The following is a 22,234-nucleotide window of genomic DNA, read 5'->3' on the forward strand; positions in this document are numbered from 1 at the left end:
CGATCCACGGCCGAGTACTCACAGCATCACGAACGGCCGAATCATCAGACCGGTCACGCCCAACCAGCGCACCTCAACAAGATCGTGTTACGAGCTCTAAGGCGAAGCCCCCACGGGTGGGTGGGGGATCGGGATGGCCGTGCTCGTCCTCAAACGCCGGACGGGCTGGGATGCACGGACCGGCACTGGGAAGTGACCGTCAGCACCGTGAGGCGAAGCCCCTGCGGGTGGGTGGGAGATCGTGAAATGCACGGGCCGGCATTAAAAGGGACCGTCAGCATCATGAAGCCAAGCCCCCTGGGCAGGCTCAAGCCGACGCCGCCGTCAGGCTCGCCAGTTCCTTGTCCGTCAGCCTGAGCTCCGCCACCCCCAGCAGGGCCGGCAGCTGCTCGAGGGTTCGGGCCGAGGCGATCGGGGACGTTACCGTGGGCTGGGCTGCCAGCCAGGCCAGGGCCACCGTGGCCACCGGCGCCTCGTGGGCCTGGGCTACGGCGTCCAGGGCGGCCAGCGCACGCCGTCCCCGCTCCGTCTCCAGGTACCTGCCGGCGCCCTGGGCTCGCGGGCTCTCCACCGCCGTATCGGCGCGGTACTTGCCCGTGAGGAAGCCGGACGCGAGGGCGTAGTACGGGACTGCCGCCAGGCCTTCCCGCTCGGCGAGGTTCTGGAGGTCGCCCTCGTAGGTGTCGCGGGAGACCAGGTTGTAGTGGGGCTGGAGGGCGACGTACCGGGCGAGGCCCTCGCGGTCGGAGAAGGCCAGGGAGGCCTCCAGTCGCTCCGCCGAGATGTTGGACGCGGCGATGTGCCGGACCTTGCCGGCCTTCACCAGGTCGTCCAGCGCGCCGATGATCTCCTCGACCGGCACTTCCGGCTTGTCGAAGTGGGTGTAGTAGAGGTCGATGTGATCGGTGCCGAGGCGGCGCAGGGAGGCGTCCGCGGCCGCCTTGATGTTGGCCGCGGTCAGGCCCTGGAAGTCGGGGTGCTGGCTGACCTTCGTGGCGATCACGATGTCCGCCCGGTTGCCGCGCGCCTTCAGCCACTTGCCGATGACAGTCTCGGACTCGCCGCCCACGTTGCCCTCGACCCACGCCGAGTACGAGTCGGCCGTGTCGATGAAGTTGCCGCCCGCTGCCGCGTAGGCGTCGAGTACGGCGAAGGACTGGGCCTCGTCGGCGGTCCAGCCGAAGACGTTGCCGCCGAGGGAGAGCGGGAAGACCTCGAGGTCGGAAGAGCCGAGCTTGCGAAGGGAAGCAGTCATGCTCGACGTCAACGTCCTTGACGGAGGCCGCTCTTCCGGAACAGCCGCAAAGTTCCCGTAAACAAGCGGATCCCGGCGCTCCGAAAACCGGCAGCCCTGACGTCGGGGGGTGCCGTCAGGACCGCCGGGGATCAGAAACCGCCGGGGATCAGAAGCTGACCGCCGGGATCAGATGTGGATGCCCTCGGAGGAGCCCCTCAGCGACCTCGAAGGCTCAGGGCGTGAGCCCCTTGCTCTGCAGCCACGCCATCGGGTCGATGCCGCTCGTGCTGCCGTCGGGGTGCACCTCGAGGTGCAGGTGGGCGCCGGTCACGTTGCCCGTGGCGCCCACGCGGCCGATGACGTCGCCCGTGTTGACCTTCTGGCCGACGCTGACGCTGATCGAGGACTGGTGCGCGAACCAGAGCTCGGTGCCGTCGTCGAGGGTGATCTCGGTCTTGTAGCCGTACGAGCCGTCCCAGCCGGCGAAGGTGACCGTGCCGGAGTGGATCGCCTTGATCAGCGTGCCGGTGGGGGCGGCGAAGTCGAGGCCCGTGTGGTAGCCGGAGGACCAGTAGGCGCCGGCCTGACCGAAGGTCGAGGTGATGGTGTACGAGGAGGTCGGCAGCGTGTACTGCTTGGCCAGCTCGGCGAGGCGCTCGGCCTCGGCCTTCTTGCGGGCCTCCTCCTCGGCGGCGGCCTTCGCGGCGGCGGCCTTGGCCTCGGCCTCCTTCTCCGCCTTGGCGGCCGCGGCGGCGGCCTCCTTCTCGGCGGCGGCGACCGCGGCAGCGGCGGCCTTGTCGTCGATCTGGTCCTGCTGCAGCTCGACCTGCGCGATGATCCGGCTGCGCAGCGCCTCGCCGGCGTCGGTGGCGCCCTGCGTGGTCTCCTCGGTCGCCGCGCCCATGGTGCTCAGCGCGGTCGAGGAGTCCTCGGCGGGCGCGGAGGAGTCGTCGTCGGAGATCAGGGGCAGGTCCGGGATGGTGATGGCGACCGGCGGCTTGCCGCTGTTCGCGCTGGCCATGCCGCCCGCGCCGACGGCGGCTATGACGCCGACGCCGAGAACCGTGGAGCTGCGGGCGAGTCCCCCGCCGCGCTGCTTGGAGACGCGATGCCTGCCGCGTACGGGACGAATGGACTCCGCGGTGGGGTTCCACTCCTCCAGCGGGCCCTCGTCGGTGCGATAGCGGTCGTAGCCGAAGGTGTCGCTACTGCGTTGGCTCGGCACGAACGGGGCTTGCTGGGCAGGCCTGTTGGACGCCACGTGGGCGTACTCCTTTCCTTCCTTCTCGCCTACCGGGTTAGCTGACGGGTTCGGAGCAGGAAGGTCTCCTACGCGCGTATACCGGCCGTGAGTTCACGGCGGTATCCGTGCGATTCACCCCAAGGTGGTGGTTCCCCGGTTCCCTTGCGGGATTCGGCGCGTGCGCACGGAGCCGACTCTTGTGACGGCTGGGACGACCGCGCTGCGTTATCGAACGTTAATAGACGCGGGGTGCGGATTCCAAGCCGTTCCGCTTGATCATTAACTATTTTCGCCTGGACTTACGGGTCATGAGCGGCCTAAATCGGGCGAGTTGGCCAGGGCTCAGGAGTCACACAGGTATTGACGTTATGTCAGTTGTTATGCGGAGGGCGGTCACCCGATCACCGTTGGTGACAACGCTCGAGGGTCTGCTCCGCAAGAAAACACTCAGGGCCGGAACTGAATCAGTTCCGGCCCTGAGCCTTCAGTAGCGGGGACAGGATTTGAACCTGCGACCTCTGGGTTATGAGCCCAGCGAGCTACCGAGCTGCTCCACCCCGCGGCGATGACTCAATAGTACGCCATCCGCAGGACAGAAAGCACACGCCTTTCCCGGCGGTCGCCGTCGTCACGGCAATAGGTGACTATTCGGGGCCTTTGCCCTCTTCTCATACCCCGGCAGGACCAGGACACCCACCCCCCCCCCCGCCAGCACCCCACTCCCGTCGGCCCCCACCACGAACGTGTCCGGCTCCCGCCAAGCCGTCACCACCCGCCGCACCCCCGCCGCCAGGATCAGCCGCGCACAGGGCGTCGGCCGAGAGGCCCGCCGGGTGCACGGCTCCAGGCTGCTGTACACCGTCGCCGACGCCAGCCTCGGATCACCGGCCGCGATCTTCGCGAGTGCCGCCTCCTCCGCGTGCACCACGGGGTCGTCCCCTTCCCTGGAGTGCCCGCGCGCCAGCTCCGTCCCGTCGGCCGCCACCACCACCGCCCCGACGCTGAAGGCGGTCTCCGACGGCGGGCACTGGGCCGCCAGGTCGCACGCCAGGGCCAGCCAGTGCCGATCCGCGGCGGAGGGAAGGGCACCGGCGCCGGGTGCCGTCGGCTCGTAGCGCATCAGGACGACGTCCTCGATCCGCCGCGTCTCCAGCAGGCGTAGTCGCCCGCCCTGATAGCCGCCCGGCCCGAACAGCCGCGGCGCGTCCGGGTCCCCCACGAACAGCGGCGCCAGCACCAGCTGCAGTTCGTCCGCCAGCCCCTGCTGCAGCAGCTGCGTGTGGATCGTGCCGCCGCCCTCGACCATCAGCCGCTCGACGCCGCGCACCTCGCGCAGGTGCTCCAGCAGTCCCCGCCAGTCCAGCTCGGCGCCCAGCGCGACCACGTCCGCCGCGACCGGGGTCCGCCGCAGCCGCTCCGCGCCCTTCTCCGTCGTATAGACGATCTTGTCGCCGCCCGTGTGCCAGAAGTTCGCCGTCGGGTCCAGCTCGCCGGACGCGCTGACCGTGACCTTCAGCGGATACTCCGGTTTCCCCGCCGCCACCCGTACGGCCCGCCGCTCGGCCGAGTTCACCAGCAGCCGCGGATTGTCCGCCCGGATCGTGCCGGCGCCGATGAGGATCGCGTCCACCGAGGCCCGTACCTCGTCGACCCGGTCGAAGTCGGCCGGGCTGGACAGCAGCAGGCGCTCGGGGGTGGTGTCGTCGAGGTAGCCGTCCAGGGAGACCGCGGCGGACAGCAGGACGTAGGGGTACGACGGCATCGGCGCGCTCTCCGGCTCGGTCGGAAATCTCGGGCTTGGTTCAAGTTTGAAACAAACCTACACTGGTCGCATGACGACTCGCTGGCTCTCCCCCGAGGAGCAGCGCGCCTGGCGCGCCTACATCGCCTCCGTCGCCCTCGTGGAGGACGCACTGGACCGGCAGCTCCAGCAGGAAGCCGGCATGCCCCACCTGTATTACTCCATCCTCGCCACCCTGTCCGAGACTCCGGAGCGCCGGTTGCGCATGACCGATCTCGCGGAGGGGCTGAAGATCACCCGCAGCCGGCTGACGTATGCCGTGACGCGCCTGGAGAAGGACGGGCTGGTGCGGCGCGAGGACTGCCGCTGGGACAAGCGCGGCAGCATCGCGACGATCACCGGGGAGGGGATGCGCGTCCTGGAGCGCGCGGCCCCGGGTCATGTGGAGACCGTACGGGCACTGCTCTTCGACCGGCTGAGCCCGGAGCAGGTCGGGCAGCTGGAGGAGATCTTCACCGCGGTCGCCGAAGGCTTCCAGGGCGAGGACGCGCACGCCACCGCGGATGACGTGCCCTGGCGGCGGCGCTCCGGCAAGTCCTGTTCGTGACACACGGCAAACTAGTTGCTTCAAATTTAAAGCATGGGGTAGGGTCCTGGACCGAGGAGCTGCTTCAAATCTGAAGCAGCTGGCCCACGTACGGAACCCGGAGAACCCGCATGCCCGACTTCACCGCCGCCACCCAGCGCGCCCGTGTCCGGGTCCCGCTGCGCTTCCACGACGGCTACTCCGTAGACGCCGAGCTGGTCACGTTCCACGGCCTGACCGACGGCCTGGAGCACGTGGCCGTCGTCCTCGGCGACCCGGCCCCCGGCACCACCCCGCTGGTCCGCCTGCACTCCGAGTGCCTGACCGGCGACGTCTTCGGCTCGGCCCGCTGCGACTGCGGCCCCCAGCTGCGCGAGGCCGTCGAGCGCATCGCCGAGCGCGGCGGCGTGCTGCTGTACCTGCGCCAGGAGGGCCGCGGCATCGGGCTCTACAACAAGCTGGACGCGTATGCCCTCCAGGACCAGGGCCTCGACACCTACGCCGCGAACGCCGCCCTCGGTCTGCCGGAGGACGCCCGCGACTACACGGCGGCCGCCCAGATGCTCACCGCCCTGGGCATCGGCGAACTGGACCTGCTCTCCAACAACCCCGACAAGGCAGACCAGTTGCGCGCCCTCGGCATCGAGGTCCAGGGCCGCGTCCCCACCGGCGTCTTCGCCACCCCGGACAACGTCCGCTACCTGCGCGCAAAGGTCCTGCAGACCCAGCACACGCTGCCGCTGGGGGACCTCGCGGGGCTCAACGTGGGATGAGCGACGGCTGAGCGAGGGCCATACGAAGGGGCGGGTGTCCGGTACCGGACACCCGCCCCTCAGTCGTAGGTCGACTGCCGCCTTACGGCGACGGCAGCCTTACGACGACTACGGCGTGACCTTCTCGATCGTCACCCCGCCGACACCCGCGGTCGTCCCGCGCGTGCTCACCAGCCGTACCTCACCGAAGAGCTGCCGGCCCTCGGGCACGGCCCGCGCGACCATGACGTTCGCCGCCACCTTCGCCGAGTCACCCGTGCCGAGCTTCACCGGCGCCGACCCGTCGACGGTGACCGAGCCGAGCGCGGAGGAGAAGAACGCGTCCCGGTAGTCGAACGCGGTGGAGCCGGACGGCACCTCGAAGCCGACGACCTCGACGGTGTACTTGCCGGCGGCCGGGTTGGCGAGGGAGACGGCCTCCTCGGAGTCGCCGTCCGCGGACTGCCCGACGAGCTTGCCCTCGGCGTCGTACACGTTCAGGTCGAGGTCGGAGCCCAGGTCGGAGACCTTGCCGATGGCGACGTCCAGCGACGTGGTCCCCTCGGGCACCTCGACGGTGCTGGTCTGCGTCTCACCGTCGGCGATGGTCGGCCGCCCGGTCTTCGACGAGCCGAGCGCGCCGCCCTTGAGGTTGCCCTCCACGGCCTCCAGCTTGTTGGTCACCGTCCAGGAGGCGGCGACCGGCGTGCCGACCTTGGCCTCCGGCACGGTCACGGACGCCGGGTCGAAGGACGCGCCGTACACGGTGACGTCCAGCTTGTACGGGTTGTCCAGCAGCGCCGACGTACGCCGCGAGTCGACCTCGATCTCCCAGACGCCGGGCAGCGGGTCCGCGTACCGGGCGATGTCCGTCGTGCTGACGTCGTCGTCGGCGATCTGGGTGCCGTACGGGCTGATGGCGCTGAACAGCGTCCGACTGCCCTCCTTCAGACCGCCCAGCGTGACCTGGAGCGACTTGGTGCCCTCCGGGACAGTCACGAAGTACGACTTGAAGTTGTTGCGCTGCACCGAGCCCGAGGCGGTGAAGGTGTGCTTCACCGGCGTGGAGACCACGACGGTGTTGAGGATCTGCTTGTCGACGCCCACCGTCCTCGGGTCGTCGGCCTCAAGGATCACGCTCTTGATGCCCGCGTGCTTCGGCGCCGCCTGGACCTTGACGGTCACCGCCTTGTTCAGCGGCAGGTCGACCACCTTCGGGCCGACGATCGAGAAGGTACGGGCCTTGTTGTTCGCCAGGCGCAGGATGTGCGGGAGCGAGCCGCCGGGGCCGGACGTACGGGTGAGGGTGACGTCGTACGTCTTCTTCTGCCCGGCCTTCAGGCCGCCCTCGCGGTCGTAGACGCCCGTGCCGAAGCCCGGCGTCTTCAGCGCCTGGTCGAGCGCGGTGTCGACCGGGGCCTTGACGGCGTAGTCATGGGCGGTGGCGCCTGCCTTGATCGCCTTCCAGGCGTCGAGGACATCGATGAGGCCGGCACCCTCCTCGTAGGCCTGAAGTCCCTCGATGTGCTTGGCGGTCGAGGTGAGCGCGGTGCGCAGCTTCTGCGGCGTCAGGGCGATGCCCTTCTGCTTGGCGGCGCTCAGCAGCAGCGCGCTCGCGCCCGCCGTCTGCGGGGACGCCATCGACGTGCCGTTGTACATGGCGTAGCCAGCCGGCAGCTTCCAGCCCGCCTCGGCGATCGGCGCGCCGGGCATCCAGGCCGGGATCGTGCTGACCGCGGAGCCGGGGGCGACGACGGTCGGGGTGAAGCCGCCGTCCTCACGCGGGCCGCGCGAGGAGAAGTTGAACAGCTGGTAGTCGTTCTCCACGCCGGTGCCGTAGTTGGCGGCGAAGGTCTCCTTGGAGACGCCGGCGCCGACCGAGATGACCTTGTCGGCCAGGCCCGGGTCGCCGATGGTGTTGGCGCCGGGGCCGGAGTTGCCGCCGGAGAGGACGAGCTGGACGCCGTAGGTGTCGATCAGGCGGGTGTACAGCTCGGCGCCCGCGTTGTTGCCGTCGTTCAGCGGCGGCAGGCCGCCGATGGACATGTTGACGACGTCGACGCCGCGGTTGACGACGAGGTCGATCATGCCCTCGGTGAGCGCGACGTTGGAGCAGCCGGGGCCGAAGATGCAGGCGCGCGAGGAGACGATCTTCGCGCCGGGGGCCTCGCCGTTCATGTTCTTGCTGCCGAGCATGCCGTTGGCGGCGGTGATGCCGGCCACGTGGCTGCCGTGCGCACCGGCGGTGAGGCCGATGTTGACGAAGTCGGCCTTCTTGCCGACCCAGTCGCCGCCCAGCGGATCCATCGGGACGTCCTTGCGGATCTCCACGACGAAGTCCTGGCTCTCGGGGATGTCCGTGGCCGGGTTGTCGGTGCCGAAGTGGCCGACCTGGTGGCCGTCCTTGTACGGCTTCATCGGGGTGTCGTCCGTGAAGTCGCCGTTGTCGTCGACGTCGACGGTGACCGTGCCGGCGGCGGGGTCGTAGAGCACGCCCCAGTCGTCGGTCTTGTCGCCGTCGCGGTTGACGTCACCGTCGGCGTCGCCGTCCTTGACCTCGCCCTGGTTGGTGACGGCCTCGCGGAAGATGCTGATCCCGTACGAGCCCGCGGGGGCCTTCCAGGTCTTGTCGCCGTAGGTGAAGGTGGGCCCGGTGACGGACGTGGTCATCGGGCGCCAGGTGCCGTCGCCGTCGACGATCGGGTCGGTGGCGGTCACCCAGTCGACGATCTTGCGCTCACCGGTCGTCGTCTTCTGCAGCGCGGGGCTCGCGAGGTCGACACCGGTGTCGAGGACGCCGATGGTCACGCCACGGCCGTCCGCCTTCGGGTTCTTCTTCACGAAGTCCACGGCGCCCGTCTCGAAGGACGGGTTGTACGGGTTCTTCGCGGGGGTGTTCTGGTCCGGGCCGGAGTAAGTGGCCGCGGAGGCGCTCGACTTGCCGCCGCCGTCGAGGCTCGGCTCCTCGAGGGGTATCTCGTTGCGCAGGTCGATGGCCTGCACGGAGGAGAGCCTGGCGGCGGCCGCGATGGCCGAGTCCGCCTTGCCGGTCGGCACGGTGGCCCGTACGTAGCCGAGCTTGTCGTAGGTACGGCCCACGGAGCCGCCCTTGATCGCGTCCAGCTCCGCGGCGACCTTCTCGGTCTGTCCGGGCGCCGTGGCGATCATCATCGTGACGGTCTTGTCGCGCTGTGCCTTGGCCTCCGCGAGGAGGTCGGCGTCGTCCGAACCGAGCTTGTCGTGCGCGGACTTGACGCCGGGGTCGGCCGCGGGGGCGGGGGAGCCGTCCGCGGCGAGGGCGAGGGGTATAGGCCCGGCCGCGGAGAGCGCGGCGACGAGGCCTGCGGCCACTGCGATACGGGCGACGCGTCTGGCGCCCGATATCGGTGCCGGGTGGGGGGTGGTGGGCATGGTGATCCCTGGTGCTGAAGGAACGTAGACGTCGGCGGCCGTATCGAGCACCTTCGACCGCCGCGGTCCGGAATGTGATCCCGGATGATCGCCCAGCTTTCCTCAAGGGACCGATTTCTGTTGATAGTTCAGGGCGGGGAGATCGCCGGCTGGCACAAACCCGCCATGCGCCACGGGGGACTTATCGGAACAGGCTGTGACATTCCTGTGAGGCGGTCCGGTTACGGCGCGTGAGTGCCGGTCAGCCCAGCTGCACCCGGTCGATCAGCCCCGCCTCGGTGAACGCGGCCACCAGCTCGTCGCGACCCTCCGTGAAGTGGGCCCAACTGTCGAAGTGGACGGGGACGATCCGGCGCGCCCCGAGGATCTGGGCGGCCTCCACGGCCCGGAGGCTGTCGAGGGTGAGCAACTGCCGGTCCAGGACGGCCGTGCGGGCGGCACCGGCGAAGAGGACGGCGGTGTCCACCGACCCGAACCGCTCGGCGATCTCCTTGACCGGCCCGAGCTGGGCGTTGTCGCCGCTGACGTACACCGTGGGCAGACCGTCCCCCGTCAGCATGAAGCCGACGACCTGTCCGACGACCGCTTCGAGCTCCTCCCGCTCCCCCGGACCGTGCAGCGCGGGCACTCCGGTCACGGTGATCGCACCCCCGCCCGGCCGGTCCACCGTCACGGACTCCCAGTCCCCCAACCCCCGAGCAGTACCGCCCAGCCGCCCCGCGCCGCTCGGCGTGGTCAAGGTCAACGGCACGTCAGAGAGCAGCGCACGGCCGGAGATGTCGAGGTTGTCGGGGTGCTCGTCGTGCGAGAGCAGCACCACGTCGATCCGGCCGAGCCCGGCGGGCGAGGCGGAGGCGGCAGCGGTCTTGGTCAGCGCACGGCCGCCACCCAGCGGGTAGTCGCCGGGGGCGTCGAACGTGGGATCGGTGAGGAGGCGCAGACCGCCGTACTCGATGAGGGCGGTCGGACCGCCGAAGACGCGGACGGGGACAGGGGCGGGGACCTGCTCGCTGGCGGTGCGGGTGGCGACCATCGTCAGACCTCACGGTTGAGAGGAGATGTATCCGTGAGGCCTAGCTAACCGTCTCTCACGGATAGACGCAACCCATAGCGTGAGAAGCCGAAGTCGGCGCGGAAGTGAGGACATTGAGGACCCGTCACAGCCGATTGACCCTCAGGACCCCCATATGGCAGTCCCGATGAGCGCCTCCGGAGATATCGGATTAGCCTCCCATATGAGCGCAAAGCGGATCTATCAATGGTGCGCTCTACCAACCCAAGGAGGAGCAATGCGCAAGCTTCAGAAGGCCGCCGTCGCGGCCGCCATCCTGGGGAGCTTCAGCTTCATAGCCACCGGCACCGCCGCCGCATACGACCATGGCCATGGAGGATGCAAGTCGCACGACCAGAACATCGACATCCTCGGCGAGGTCGGCATCCTCAACGGCCTGCTGGGCAACGCGCTCAACGGTGAGGGCAACGCAGGCGGGCAAAACACCCACCTCGGCTCGAGTTGTCACCACTAGTCGTCCCAGTTCACCGCAACAACTCTCGGCGCCGGGCCCACCAGCCCGGCGCCGAGTCCGTGTCTGCGGGTGGCGCGCTCGAACACAGTGGCTGCCGTGCGGAGTTGAGCCCGAGGAGCCGTAGGCGTGAGCAGGGGTAGGACCGGTCCCGGTTACGAGAGCGGCCCCAGGATCTCCTGGGACTCGATGAGCCCCTGGTCGCTGGGCGCCCTGCCGTCGTCGAAGACGCGGGCGGCCTGCCGCGCCCGGAATTCGAGGTGGGCTTCGGCGGGCTTGGCGTAGCCGTGGCGGGCGCGGGCTTCCGCAGGCGTCAGCACTTCCTCCTTGCGGGGAGGGATGCCGAGCTTCATCGGCGCGATCACCGCAACCGTGGAGGGCGAGAGCCGGCCTATCAGGCGCAGTTCGGCCTTGGGGCTGAGGTGGGCGAGCGCGAAGGCCGCTTTCATGACGGGCACGATGAGCAGGTCGAGGAGGCGGGACTGCCTGATCCCGGCCATCTCGCGCATCCAGCGCGGCATGGTGGCGATCGTGGCGATCCGCTGCGCCTTCGCGACAGCCATGGTCGCCGGCTTCGCCCAGCGCGGCGCCGGCGGCAGTACGAGTTCACTCCTGAGCAGGTGGTTCATGGCCTGTCGGGCGATCGGGCTGGCGGACAGCCTCGGACGCATCCGTTCGAAGTACGCCCGGACGCCGTCACGGCTGCGGGGGATGTCGCCGGGGGAGCATGTCTGCAGTTCCGCGGCGACCGCGCACGCCTCCCAGTACTCCTTCTCCTCCTGCGCGGTGAGCTTCCCGGGCCCGTACTTCTCGTACGCGTAGAGGATCGAGTGCCAGCCGGTCAACTGGATCCACAGCTGCGAGGCGGGGTCGTTGGCATCGTAGGTCCCGCCGCCGTAAGGCAGTTGGCCGATCGCCTTGGAGTGGACCTTGACCAGGATGTCCGCGGCCTTGCACACCTCCCGCGAACCGGCGAAGGCCACCATCGCGAAGTACCGCAGGGTCCGGTCGTAGCGCGTGCGGGAGCGCCGGTAGATGCCCTGGGTCGCGTGGACGGCGGCCACCAGCGGCGGGTCGAGTTCCTCCACGACCACGGCCCGCTGAAAGCCCACCGTCGGGGCCGTCGGATAGCTCCAGACCTTCCACACCACTGAGCCCGGCCCGAAGAAGCCGTAGTCCTCGTGCGGTTCGACCTCACTCCACTTCGACCTCGACCTCGACCTCGGCTTCGACCTCGGCTTCGACTTCGCCATGGAGCCGCTCCTCACGCGTCCGCGGCGCACGCCGCCTCGATCCTGGATTACGACACTGCTGTCTTAAATTAAGACACGGGTGTCGTAAACTGCCAAGGTGTCAGCACCCACCTCTTCGGCAGACAGGCCACGCAAGCGACGCCCCTACGCCCCGCGGGTCCCGATCGCGGAACGCCGCGAGCAGCTGCTCGACGCGGCGCTGGCCGTGATCGTGAGCGACGGCTACGACCGGGTCTCCATCGATGCCATCGCGAAGAAGGCCGATGTCGCCCGGTCGGTGGTCTACGGCGCCTTCGAGAACCTCGACACCCTGCTGACCGCACTGCTCGACCGGCAGCAGGCACGCGCCTTCGGACGACTGCTTGAGACGATCCCCACCGCGGAGGACCTGCGCGACCCTGCCGCGTTCGCCTCCGAGGCGGTGCGCCGGATGTCCGCGATGCTCCGCGAGGACCCCGACACCTGGCGGCTGATCCTGCTGACGCCGGGCAACATGCCCACGGTCGTCCGCGACCGCATCGAGGCGGACCGAGAACGGTTTCGGTGCCGGGTGGAGGCATGGCTCTCCCTCGTCCTGGCCGACCGGAGCGGCCCGGCACTCGACCCGCAGGTCCTCGCCCACGCCCTCGTCGCCTGCGCGGAACACTTCGGCCGCATCGCGCTCACCGATCCCGGCAGATTCGACCCGGCCCACCTGACCGGCCAAGTAGAGGTGATCCTCGGCGCCATCTGGCCGCCGACGCGTTGACGGCAGGTCAGCGGAGAACGGCAACCTCAGCGCCGGCCTCCGCAGGCCACGGCACATCCGCTCACGTATCGATCACGCACGGGCCCGAAAACGAGTCAGCGCCCGAGCCGGCCGAAGCCGACCCGGACTCGGGTGAATCTGCGGTGCCATACCGTCAAAGAGCGTAGGGCTTGAATGCCCGCCCGCCAGCGAGCCCGTGCGCCATCCATGCCTGCTCGGCCTCAGCTCACCGAAGCCATGAAGCCACGAAGCCCAAACACCTCTCCCACTCAAGTCCCGTGCCAGGAAGCGCATTTGGCGCCGCGGCCAGAACGCCGGCCGAACTTTCGAGAGGGGGAGGTGACGCCGTGGCCGAGCCTATGACCGACCGAGACCGCGAAGGGTCCGCCTGCTGCACGGCGAGGGCAAGTCACGCAACCAGATCGCCCGCGCGATCGGGCGCAGTGTCGCCTCGGTCTCGAAGATTGCACACGAGCTCGGGCTCACCTTCGCCGGCGGCGCCCGGATCGCCGCGGCCACCGAGGCACGACGAGCCCATGCTGCCGCGCGCCGCGAGCTGCTCGCCGACGAGGCCCTCGACGGCGCCCTCGGACAGGTCACCCGCACGACGGGAGCCGAGAGTTCGCGCGATGCCCGCGACCACGCCACCGCCGCCCGCGCCAACGACAAGCTCGCCGACGCCCTGCTCGGCCCGACCAACGGCGGTGAGCACGAGGAGGGCTGATGGGCGCACCCCTCCCCCTCTCCGACAAGCAACTCGACTCGATCACCTGCAAGACCCCGCCCTCCTCGGCGATGCGACCGACGGGGTCCGCCACACCCGAGGCGCGACAACCGCCGTCATCCTGGGGCGCGTTGCCCGCTCACGCATCGCTCCCCGCAGAAGGATGTGCTGACCAGTGCGTTCGCCAGGCATTGCTGCATCGCGGGTGGCCCGCCGTACGGACGATCACGGGGGCGAGGCCGTCTCCGGGCAACCCTGCTGTGCACGTACCTGTCGGCCGTGCTCCTGGTCGGCCTGGTCCTCAACGCCGCTGTCGCCGTCAAGGAAGGCCGCGGTGCCTGGCAGGGCAAGGCTGCTGTGCGGCGCCCGCCTCGGCGGACCTGGCCATCGGCATGAAGAACGACGCATGCGGATGGTGCCCCAGCTGTGATTACTGCGGCTGACCGTCGACCGAGCGCGAGCATCGTGCGACGCCCTCACCCCCGTCGGCGCAGCGAGCGGAGGATCTTCGGCAGGACGCTTCCGATGACGAGGGCCGTGAGGGGCAGGACGACGTCGGACCACGGGTCGCGGATGGGCTTGTACGTGGCGGTGCCGTCCCGGATCTCGATGTAGCCCAGGGGCCTGGCTTCGGCTCCGCCTCCGCCGCCTCCCCCGTCGCCGCTCTTCGTGGCGCCCACTTCTCGTCCGGCTCCGCCGCCGAAGCCGAACGCGACCTTGGCGACCGGGATGACGGTGACGCCGTCGGCGGTGACGGGTTCGCCGTAGACGGCGGTGACCGAAGCGCGGCCGCCGAGCTTGTCGGCCAGGCGTTCCAGCAAGGTGACGGAGGCGTGGGCGGCTGACACGCCCGTGTCCGGTAGCCGCGCGGGTGCCGTCTCGTTCTCGCGGGCGGACACCTCGCGGGCGGTCATGAGGTGCCGCCCGGGCGGGAGCGCTCGGCGGTGCCGAGGATGTGCGTGGCCGCCGGGGAGGGAACGCGGGTCGCAGGGAAGGCGAACTTCTCCAGCGAGGTGAGGGTGAACCCGGCGGCGGTGATGGCCGCTTGGGTGTCGCGGCCGGTGTGGCAGCCTCCCATCAGCAAGGGCCAGACGGTGGCGTCCACGACGCGCTGCACACGGCGCATCGCGGGTGAATCGGCGCGTACGTGCTCGAAGAACCGGAGTTGTCCGCCGGGCCGCAGGACGCGGTGGAGCTCGGCGAGGGCGGCGTGCGGGTCGGCCACCGAGCACAGGGTGAGGCAGACGACCGCGGCGTCGAACGAGCCGTCCGGTACCGGCAGTTGCTCGGCGATCCCGTCGATCACGTCCACCTGGACCGATGTCGTGCGGGCGCTCTGCTCGGCCAGGGCGCGCAGGCGCGGCTCGGGTTCGACGGCCAGCACCCGCTTCACCTCCGGCGGATAGTGAGCGAAGTTCAGGCCGTTGCCCGCGCCGATCTCGACGACCTCGCCGGTCAGGCCGGACAGCAGGCGTGTGCGGTGTTCCGTGATACCGGCCTTGTCCAGGGCGGGGCCGGCGACCTTCGCGTAGAAGCGGGCGAATACCGGATGGCGCCTGGTCGGCGCAGCGATCTGTTGGGTCATGGCTGGTCACCGTCCTCCTCGACAGCAGTGCCTCGGGGCTACGATGTTTTGCGGAGGTGCTACATAGTGAAGTCACTTCACGATATGCCTGAAGGGACCGCTTCCGCCAGCGTCTCGCTGGACCGGCTCTTCGAGCTCGCGGAGGTGCTCGGCGCGATGATGGCGCGCGGCGTCGCCGAGCGCGGGCTGACGACGGCTCGGGCGGGTCTGCTGTGGGCCCTGCTGCACGACGGGCCGATGACGCAGCGGACGCTGGCCGCACGGCTGGGGGTCACCCCGCGCAATGTCACCGGACTGCTGGACGCCCTGCAGGCCGACGGGCTGGTGGCCCGCGAGGCACATCCGAGCGACCGGCGCGCGACCCTGGTGTCTCTGACCGAGAAGGGTCGCACGGTCACGGCCGCCCTGCGGGGTGGCCGCAACTCCATGGCCGCCGAGCTCTTCGGCGACATGACCGCCACGCAACTGGAGGCTTTCCAGGGCGGGCTGGAGGTCGTGATCGAGCGCTTGCGGGCGATGCGGTGAGGGTGCCGGTTGCCGTCGTCAACGGGCGTGCCGGCTGGGGACTGCATCACCAGGCCGGGACAGGGCGGCGGCACGTCCTGTGCTCAGCCCCGGGTTCGCGCCTGCCGGGCGTCGGGGCGCCAGGGCGCGTCGGGCCGAGTGGGCAGGGCGTCGGCCGTCAGACGGAGCGCGTAGACGTCCCGGTGCGGGTCGGGGACGGGCCCGAGGTAGGTGTGGCCGGTCATGTGGCACCAGGCGGGCAGGTCGAGCGGAGCGGCCGGATCGGTGGCGATGACGTGGACGACCGAGCCGGACCCCGCACCGTCGATACGGGCGCGCAGCTTCAGCAGGAGGGTGACGCAGAGCAGGCCGGTGCCGTCGACCGTGATGTCGGCGACGGTGGTGGAGGGGTCGTTCATCGGCTGCTCGCGGTGGCAGCGAGGTCGGCAACCGCCTTGAGCAGCGCGGTCGCCGCCGTTTCGATCTCCTCGGGCGTGCTCCAGCGGCCCAAGGACAGCCGCAGGGCCCCGAGCGCGCGGTCCGCGTCCAGACCCATGGCGGTCAGAACGGGCGAGGGCGTGTGGGTGTCTCTGTGGCAGGCCGATCCGGTGGAGGCCGCGAGGCCGGGGGCGGCGACCAGGAGTTCGTGCCCGAGCAAGCCGTCGATGCTGACGTTCAGCGTGTTGGGCAGGCGTCCCGTGTCGGGTCCGTTGAGGTGGACGCGGCCGGGCAGGGCATCGGTCAGGCGCCGGTGCAGACAGTCCCGGAGTGCCGCGATACGGCCGCCCGGCGTCCCGTCGGCGAGTTCCCCGGCGGCGAGTTCGGCGGCCGTGCCCAGCGCGACGGCGAGCGCGACGTTCTCGGTGCCGGCGCGCAGGCCCCCTTCCTGCCCTCCGCCGTGGACGAGCGGTTCGACGGCGACACCCTGGCGGACGTACAGCGCGGCGATACCCTTCGGCGCGTACATCTTGTGGCCGACCACCGTCAGCAGGTCGACGCCCAACTCCCGTACGTCCAAAGGGATTTTCCCGGCGGCCTGGGCGGCGTCGCAGTGGAAGAGCGCACCGTGGGCGCGGGTGATGCGGGCAAGCTCGGCGATGGGCTGGAGAGCGCCGGTCTCGTTGTTCGCGGCCATGACCGAGACCAGGACCGTGCGCTCGGTGAGGGCGGCGGCGAGCGCCGCCGGGTCGACCAGACCGACGCCGTCGACAGGCAGGTACGTCACCTCTGCGCCGTGGAGGCGTTCCAGGGAGCGGCAGGTCTCCAGGATGGCCGGGTGCTCAGTGACCTGGGTGATCACATGTGGGCGGTCGGCGCTGGTGCCCAGCACGGCGCCGCGCAGGGCAAGGTTGTCGGCCTCGGAGCCGGAGCCGGTGAAGATGAGCTCGCCGGGCCGGGCCCCGATCAGGGCCGCGACCTGAGCGCGTGACTGATCGAGCGCGCGGCGGGGCCGGTCGCCATAGGAATGGCTGCTGGAGGGGTTGCCGAAGTGATGCCCGAGGTGAGGCAGCATCGCGTCGACCACTCTCGGGTCCACCGGGGTGGTGGCGTTGTAGTCCAGATAGACCGGCCCGCCCCGCAGCCCCGGGTGCGCGGGGATCACGCGGCATCTCCGGTGGCCACCGGCAGATCGGCGAGGCGCCACTCCAGCATGCCGTCGGACAGCCGTACGGCTCGCCGCCCGCGGGCGTTGAGCAGCCGTACGGCGTCGTGGGCCAGGACGCAGTACTCGCCGCGGCAGTAGGCGACGACCTCGGTGTCGGCGGGCAACTCGGCGATACGGTCGGCGAGTTCCTCGACCGGGATGGAGAGCGCGCCGGGGATGTGCCCGGCGGCGTACTCCTCGGTCGGACGCACGTCGAGGACGACGACCTCGCCCGCCTGCGCGCGGGCCAGCAGTTCCTCGCGTCCGACCCCCTCCGGCCCGTCGTCCCCGAGGTAGGCGGTGCGGGCGGCTTCGACGCCTGCCTGGTGGGTCTGGGCGACCCGGCGCAGCAGAGCGTAGAGAGCGGCGACGTCGTCTCCGGCCAGCCGGTAGTGGATGCGCACGCCCTCGCGACGGGTGGCCACGAGCCCGGCCTGCTTGAGGGTCTGCAGGTGGGCCGAGGCCGTGGTCAGGTTCAGCCCCGCCGCCTTGGCCAGGGCGTCGACGGTGCGCTCGCCCTGGGCCAGCAGATCGAGCAGTTCCAGACGCTTTCCACTGCTCAGCGCCTTACCGGTGTGGGCGAAGGCGTCGTACAGCGCCGTCTTGCGCGCGGGGTCTCCCATCGCATCCTCCATAAATCCATGGAATATTGTATCTATAGGCGGGCGCCATGACCATCCAGTGGCCCCCAGTGGCCACCCCGGCGGCCGTCCAGGCGGCCATCCAGCGCCCACCGTGACACCAGGAGGATCTGATGGGCTTCGCTGACGATCACCTGATACCGCTGGTCGACGAGGGGCTGGGCAACAGCGCCTACCTCGTCGACCTGGGCGACGGACGCGCCCTGGCCGTGGACGCGAGCCGGGATCTGCGCGCCCTGCGCACGGCCTCCGAGCGGCGCGGGCTGAGCGTCGCCTACGCCGCCGACACCCATCTGCACGCCGACTTCCTCACCGGCGCGCTCCAGCTCGCGGCCGACGACGGCGCGACCGTTCTGGCCTCCGCCGCCGGACACCGCGCCTTCCCGCACACCGCGCTCGCCGACGGCGACGAGACCGACCTGGGCGGGCTGACCCTGCGGGCCCTGGCCACCCCCGGACACACCGACGAGCACCTGTCCTTCCTCCTCCTGGACGGCACAAGGGAGTTGGGCGTCTTCACCGGCGGATCCCTCATCGTCGGCTCCGCGGCCCGCACCGACCTGCTCGGCGCCGAACGCGCGGAGGAACTGGCCCGCGCCCAGTACCAGTCGCTGCGGCGGCTGGCCGACCTCCCGGACGCGACCGCCGTGTGGCCCACCCACGGCGCCGGCTCCTTCTGCTCCGCCCCGCCCGGCGCCGAACGCACCACCACCATCGGCGCCCAGAAACAGGCCAACGCCCTGCTCGCCGCGCCGGACGAGGACACGTTCGTACGGCAGCTGCTGGGCAGCCTCGGCTCCTACCCCGCCTACTTCGACCGCCTGGCCGAGATCAACCGGCGCGGCCCCGCAGTCCTCGGCACCGCCCCCACCCTCGCCGCGCTCTCGCCGGCCGGGACACGCCAACTGCTGGACCAGGGCGCCCAGATCGTCGACGTACGCCCCGTCAAGGACTTCGCCCACGGCCACATCCCCGGCGCGATCTCCATTCCGCTGCGCGACCAGTTCGCCACCTGGCTCGGCTGGCTGCTGCCCGACGCCACCCCGCTGGTCTTCGTCACCGCACCGGGGCAGGACCTCGCCGAACTCACCTGGCATGCCCTGAAGATCGGATACGAGCGGCCGGCCGGGCACCTGGAGTGGACCGCGTGGCAGGCGGACGGCGGACAGCAGCGGACCATCGACCTGCTCACCGCCGACCGCATCGCCGACCGCCCGGTCCTCGACATCCGGCAGCGGGCCGAGCACGTCACCGGACACATCCCCGGCGCCGTCGGCCTCGAACTCGGTGAACTGACCGCCCGTACCGACGAAGCACCTGCCGGGGCCGTGGTCGCCTGCGGGCACGGCGAGCGCGCCATGACCGCCGCCAGCCTCCTCGCGCGTGCCGGACACGACGACCTTGCCGTCCTGGACGGCGGACCGGCCGACTGGGCCAAGGCCACCGGCCGCACGCTGGAGGCAGGCGCGTGACCTCCTCCAAGTTCCCGACTCCGCTCGGACAGGGGGGACCCCCGTCCGCCACCCCCGGCGGCATACGGCTCGGACTGCGCGCCAACCTCACCCAGTTCACTCTGCTCGTCGTGGTCAACGCCCTGGTCGGCGGCATGCTCGGCCAGGAACGCACCGTCCTGCCCCTGCTCGCCGACGACGTCTTCCACCTGTCCGCCTACACCGCCGCCCTCACCTACATCCTGGCCTTCGGCACCACCAAGGCCATCACCAACTTCTTCGCCGGCACCTGGTCCGACCGCTACGGCCGCAAGCCGGTCCTGATCGCCGGCTGGCTGATCGCGCTACCCGTGCCTGCCATGCTGGCCTGGGGCCCCAGCTGGGCCTGGATCATCGCCGCCAACGTCCTGCTCGGCATGAACCAGGGCCTGACCTGGTCCACCACCGTCATCATGAAGATCGACCTGGTCGGCCCGGAACGCCGCGGCCTGGCCATGGGCTTCAACGAAGCCGCCGGATACCTCGCCGTCGCCGCCACGGCCATGGCCACCGGCGCCATCGCCGAACACGCCGGGCTACGGCCGGAGCCGTTCCTCCTCAGCGCCGCCTACCTCGTCCTGGCCCTGGCCCTGTCCACCGTCTTCGTCCGCGAGACCCGCGACCACGCCCGCGCCGAGGCCGCGCTGCACCCCGTACAGACAGCCACGGAGATGACAACGGCCCAGATCGCCCGCCGCACCAGCCTCACCGACAAAGCCCTGTCCGCCGCCAGCCAGGCCGGCCTGGTCAACAACCTCAACGACGCCCTCGCCTGGGGCATCTTCCCCCTGCTCTTCGCCGCCCACGGCCTGTCCATCGCCCAGATCGGCGTCCTCGCCGCGCTCTATCCCGCCGTGTGGGGGGCGGGCCAGATGCTCACCGGCTGGTGGTCCGACCACATCGGCCGCAAGCACCTCATCACCGCGGGCATGCTGCTGCAGGCCGCCGCCATCGCCCTCGTCGCCGCCGGAACCACCTTCTCCGTCTGGGCCACCGCCCAGATCCTGCTCGGCATCGGCACCGCACTGGTCTACCCGACCCTGCTCGCCGTCATCGGCGACGTGGCCCACCCCGCCTGGCGCGCCCGCGCTGTCGGCGTCTACCGGCTATGGCGTGACGGCGGCTTCGCCGTCGGCGCACTGGTCGCCGGGGCCCTCGCCGACGCCTACAGCCTCACCACCGCCATCTGGGCCGTCGCCGCCCTGACCGCCGCCTCCGGCCTCGTTGTCGCGGTCCGCATGTACGAAACCCACCCGCGTCCCACGCCAGCGGGCAACTGACCTGCGGGCACTCCACCATCACGCTGACCAACTCACGCACGGCAGGCTGGTGACCAGGTCCGCCTCACCAAGGTGACCGCGCCGCAGCAGGAAGCGCCAGAGCGTTTGATGCCGGGCGGTCCGCAGAGAGACCGCCCGGCATCTCGACGATGATCAGGAAGCGAGCTCCGCGTCGGTCAGGGGGCGACCCGCAGCCACGCCGTCGCGTCCTGCGGAAGACGGCCGGCTTCGAGAGGTGCGCTGCTGAGCAGGACTTCACCCGCGGGAAGAGCCACGGACTCCGTTCCGAAGTTGGCGAGGCACAGCCACCCGCCGGAGCGCCGGAACTGGAGGACGTCCGCCGGGCCGGACTCGATCCACTCGAAGTCCGCACCGGTGTTCAGGGCGGTTCGCAGCTGCATGGCCCGGCGGTACAGGGTCAGCGTGGAGTCCGGGTCCTCCGCCTGGACCGAGACGGCGTACGACTCGAACCACGAGGGCTGCGGCGGCCGCGCCGGCCCGGGGCCGAAGCCGAAGGAGGGCCCGTCGGCCGCCCACGGGAGCGGCACGCGGCAGCCGTCACGGCCCTTCTCACGACCGCCGGACCGGGTCGCTATCGGGTCCTCCAGGACCTCGGGCGGCAGATCGCCCACTTCGTGGAGTCCCAGCTCCTCGCCCTGGTAGATGTAGGTCGAGCCGGGCAGGGCCAGGGTCACCAGGGCCGCCGCCCGGGCGCGCCGCTCGCCGAGAGCGCGGTCGAGGGTGGGCGTCGTGCCGTCCGTGAGCAGCCACTGCCTCGCGGCGTTCATCGTCGTGAGCTCCGGGTCCTCGGGCAGGCCGTAGCGGGTGGCCACCCGGGGCGCGTCGTGGCAGCCCAGCAGCCAGGTCGTGGTCGACCCGTGCTCGTACGTCTGCTCCAGCCCCGAGTCGATGGCCTTGCGAAAGTCCGCCGACCACCAGCCGGCCTCCTGCATCTCGAAGTTGAACGCCTGGCCGAGGCCGTCCGCAGAGGCGTACCGGGCGCGGCGCGACGGATGGACGCCCGCCTCCGCGACAGCGAACCGCGGCGGGTCGTACTCGTCGAAGACGCGGCGCCACTGCGCGTAGACCTCGTGGACCGCGTCACGGTCCCACAGGGGGTGCGAGCCGTCCGTCCGGCCGGTCACGGCCACCTCGGTCCAGGGAGCGAACGGTTCGGACATGTCCTTGACCAGGCCGTGTGCGACATCGACCCGGAAGCCGTCGACGCCCCGGTCGGACCAGAAGCGCAGGGTCCTCAGAAAGTCGTCCCGGACCTCCTCGTCGTCCCAGTTGAGGTCAGGCTGCTCCCTGGCGAAGAGGTGGAAGTACCACTGCCCGTCGCCCACCGGCTCCCAGGCCGATCCGCCGAAAAGGGACTCCCAGTCGTTGGGCGGCAGTTCTCCCGCGGGGCCCAGGCCGTCCCGGAAGATGTAGCGCCGGCGTTCGCGCGAGTCGCGCCCTGCCGCGAGGGCCGCCCGGAACCATGCGTGCCGGTCCGAGCTGTGGTTGGGCACGATGTCGACGACGACCTTGATGCCGGCCCCGTGCAGGGCCTCCACCATGGCGTCGAAGTCCTGGAGCGTGCCGAGGCGCGGGTCGACGTCGCGATAGTCGTCGACGTCGTATCCGCCGTCGGCCAGTGCGGACGGGTAGAACGGGCTCAGCCAGACCGCGTCGACGCCCAACCGGGAGAGGTACGGCACCCGTGAGGTGATGCCGGCGATGTTGCCCACGCCGTCCCCGTCCGTGTCGGCGAAACTCCGGGGATAGATCTGGTAGATGACCGCGTTCTTCCACCAGTCGGGCGGGGTGTGAGGCATGGGGGAACTCCTGAAGTGGTCGGTGGAGCCGGGGCGGTGCGGTGCGGCGGG

20 protein-coding genes, 1 tRNA gene and 1 riboswitch are annotated in these 22,234 nt (G+C 70.6%); of the genes, 7 read left to right on the forward strand and 14 right to left on the reverse strand.

What is annotated here, in order from left to right; genetic code table 11:
- Positions 1 to 307: 307 nt before the first annotated feature.
- From ADL12_RS45045 to ADL12_RS45060, 4 genes are all read right to left on the reverse strand, one after another.
- Complete coding sequence (locus ADL12_RS45045) at positions 308 to 1,255, reverse strand: aldo/keto reductase (protein WP_062714464.1); 948 nt, start codon at positions 1,253 to 1,255, stop codon at positions 308 to 310.
- A 214-nt stretch (positions 1,256 to 1,469) separates the two neighbouring features.
- The gene (locus ADL12_RS45050; protein ID WP_062714466.1) at positions 1,470 to 2,498 is read right to left on the reverse strand and encodes a M23 family metallopeptidase; all 1,029 of its coding nucleotides are present in this window, start codon (positions 2,496 to 2,498) and stop codon (positions 1,470 to 1,472) included.
- Between the two features lie 11 nt (positions 2,499 to 2,509).
- Positions 2,510 to 2,667, reverse strand: a riboswitch (cyclic di-AMP (ydaO/yuaA leader).
- A 301-nt stretch (positions 2,668 to 2,968) separates the two neighbouring features.
- A tRNA-Met gene (locus tag ADL12_RS45055) sits at positions 2,969 to 3,042 on the reverse strand.
- A 66-nt stretch (positions 3,043 to 3,108) separates the two neighbouring features.
- Positions 3,109 to 4,242, reverse strand: a complete 1,134-nt coding sequence (locus tag ADL12_RS45060) for a dihydrofolate reductase family protein (RefSeq protein WP_062714468.1) — start codon at positions 4,240 to 4,242, stop codon at positions 3,109 to 3,111.
- Between the two features lie 70 nt (positions 4,243 to 4,312).
- Here ADL12_RS45060 and ADL12_RS45065 point away from each other — a divergent pair, with 70 nt between their 5' ends.
- Both ADL12_RS45065 and ADL12_RS45070 read left to right on the forward strand, forming a co-directional pair.
- Positions 4,313 to 4,828, forward strand: a complete 516-nt coding sequence (locus tag ADL12_RS45065; protein WP_062714470.1) for a MarR family winged helix-turn-helix transcriptional regulator — start codon at positions 4,313 to 4,315, stop codon at positions 4,826 to 4,828.
- 110 nt (positions 4,829 to 4,938) lie between these two features.
- Positions 4,939 to 5,580: a GTP cyclohydrolase II gene (locus tag ADL12_RS45070; protein WP_062714472.1), complete on the forward strand. Its 642-nt coding sequence runs from the start codon at positions 4,939 to 4,941 to the stop codon at positions 5,578 to 5,580.
- 108 nt (positions 5,581 to 5,688) lie between these two features.
- On the opposite strand, the gene ADL12_RS45075 is transcribed toward ADL12_RS45070, so the two are convergent.
- A complete protein-coding gene (locus ADL12_RS45075; RefSeq protein WP_079052628.1) occupies positions 5,689 to 8,970 on the reverse strand; it encodes a S8 family serine peptidase in 3,282 nt (1,093 codons plus the stop codon).
- Between the two features lie 241 nt (positions 8,971 to 9,211).
- The gene (locus tag ADL12_RS45080) at positions 9,212 to 10,003 is read right to left on the reverse strand and encodes an MBL fold metallo-hydrolase (RefSeq protein ID WP_062714474.1); all 792 of its coding nucleotides are present in this window, start codon (positions 10,001 to 10,003) and stop codon (positions 9,212 to 9,214) included.
- Positions 10,004 to 10,259: 256 nt separating this feature from the next.
- Here ADL12_RS45080 and ADL12_RS45085 point away from each other — a divergent pair, with 256 nt between their 5' ends.
- Positions 10,260 to 10,496, forward strand: a complete 237-nt coding sequence (locus ADL12_RS45085; protein ID WP_062714476.1) for a hypothetical protein — start codon at positions 10,260 to 10,262, stop codon at positions 10,494 to 10,496.
- A gap of 152 nt (positions 10,497 to 10,648) precedes the next feature.
- On the opposite strand, the gene ADL12_RS45090 is transcribed toward ADL12_RS45085, so the two are convergent.
- Positions 10,649 to 11,746, reverse strand: coding sequence for an oxygenase MpaB family protein (locus ADL12_RS45090; RefSeq protein ID WP_062714479.1), 1,098 nt, complete (start codon positions 11,744 to 11,746; stop codon positions 10,649 to 10,651).
- 97 nt (positions 11,747 to 11,843) lie between these two features.
- Here ADL12_RS45090 and ADL12_RS45095 point away from each other — a divergent pair, with 97 nt between their 5' ends.
- Positions 11,844 to 12,494, forward strand: coding sequence for a TetR/AcrR family transcriptional regulator (locus tag ADL12_RS45095; RefSeq protein ID WP_062714480.1), 651 nt, complete (start codon positions 11,844 to 11,846; stop codon positions 12,492 to 12,494).
- A gap of 409 nt (positions 12,495 to 12,903) precedes the next feature.
- On the opposite strand, the gene ADL12_RS45100 is transcribed toward ADL12_RS45095, so the two are convergent.
- The 3 genes from ADL12_RS45100 to ADL12_RS45110 form a co-directional block, all read right to left on the reverse strand.
- The gene (locus tag ADL12_RS45100) at positions 12,904 to 13,206 is read right to left on the reverse strand and encodes a hypothetical protein (protein WP_062714483.1); all 303 of its coding nucleotides are present in this window, start codon (positions 13,204 to 13,206) and stop codon (positions 12,904 to 12,906) included.
- Between the two features lie 488 nt (positions 13,207 to 13,694).
- Complete coding sequence (locus tag ADL12_RS45105) at positions 13,695 to 14,132, reverse strand: spore germination protein GerW family protein (protein ID WP_244188282.1); 438 nt, start codon at positions 14,130 to 14,132, stop codon at positions 13,695 to 13,697.
- Positions 14,129 to 14,803, reverse strand: coding sequence for a class I SAM-dependent methyltransferase (locus ADL12_RS45110; RefSeq protein WP_062714485.1), 675 nt, complete (start codon positions 14,801 to 14,803; stop codon positions 14,129 to 14,131). Before ADL12_RS45110 ends, ADL12_RS45105 begins: the two co-directional genes overlap by 4 nt.
- Before the next feature lie 84 nt (positions 14,804 to 14,887).
- Here ADL12_RS45110 and ADL12_RS45115 point away from each other — a divergent pair, with 84 nt between their 5' ends.
- Complete coding sequence (locus ADL12_RS45115; RefSeq protein ID WP_062714487.1) at positions 14,888 to 15,328, forward strand: MarR family winged helix-turn-helix transcriptional regulator; 441 nt, start codon at positions 14,888 to 14,890, stop codon at positions 15,326 to 15,328.
- A gap of 83 nt (positions 15,329 to 15,411) precedes the next feature.
- On the opposite strand, the gene ADL12_RS45120 is transcribed toward ADL12_RS45115, so the two are convergent.
- Genes ADL12_RS45120 through ADL12_RS45130 form a run of 3 tightly spaced genes read right to left on the reverse strand, consistent with a single transcriptional unit; the run spans position 15,412 to position 17,575 of the window.
- Complete coding sequence (locus ADL12_RS45120; protein ID WP_062714488.1) at positions 15,412 to 15,726, reverse strand: sulfurtransferase TusA family protein; 315 nt, start codon at positions 15,724 to 15,726, stop codon at positions 15,412 to 15,414.
- Positions 15,723 to 16,910 carry a cysteine desulfurase family protein gene (locus tag ADL12_RS45125; protein ID WP_062714490.1) on the reverse strand — a complete coding sequence of 396 codons (1,188 nt, stop codon included), beginning with the start codon at positions 16,908 to 16,910 and terminating at the stop codon, positions 15,723 to 15,725. The genes ADL12_RS45120 and ADL12_RS45125 overlap by 4 nt, the downstream gene beginning before the upstream one ends.
- Complete coding sequence (locus tag ADL12_RS45130) at positions 16,907 to 17,575, reverse strand: ArsR/SmtB family transcription factor (protein WP_062714492.1); 669 nt, start codon at positions 17,573 to 17,575, stop codon at positions 16,907 to 16,909. The genes ADL12_RS45125 and ADL12_RS45130 overlap by 4 nt, the downstream gene beginning before the upstream one ends.
- Before the next feature lie 131 nt (positions 17,576 to 17,706).
- On the opposite strand from ADL12_RS45130, the gene ADL12_RS45135 reads away from it, so the two are divergent.
- Both ADL12_RS45135 and ADL12_RS45140 read left to right on the forward strand, forming a co-directional pair.
- Positions 17,707 to 19,065, forward strand: coding sequence for an MBL fold metallo-hydrolase (locus ADL12_RS45135; RefSeq protein WP_062714495.1), 1,359 nt, complete (start codon positions 17,707 to 17,709; stop codon positions 19,063 to 19,065).
- Entirely contained in the window at positions 19,062 to 20,363 is a 1,302-nt protein-coding gene (locus ADL12_RS45140; protein WP_062714497.1) for an MFS transporter, read from the forward strand. Before ADL12_RS45135 ends, ADL12_RS45140 begins: the two co-directional genes overlap by 4 nt.
- Before the next feature lie 176 nt (positions 20,364 to 20,539).
- Here the strand turns inward: ADL12_RS45140 and ADL12_RS45145 are convergent, their stop codons facing one another.
- Positions 20,540 to 22,183, reverse strand: a complete 1,644-nt coding sequence (locus ADL12_RS45145) for a glycoside hydrolase family 13 protein (protein WP_062714498.1) — start codon at positions 22,181 to 22,183, stop codon at positions 20,540 to 20,542.
- Positions 22,184 to 22,234: the final 51 nt, after the last annotated feature.

Source organism: Streptomyces regalis (assembly GCF_001509475.1).
GTDB classification, from domain to species: domain Bacteria; phylum Actinomycetota; class Actinomycetes; order Streptomycetales; family Streptomycetaceae; genus Streptomyces; species Streptomyces regalis.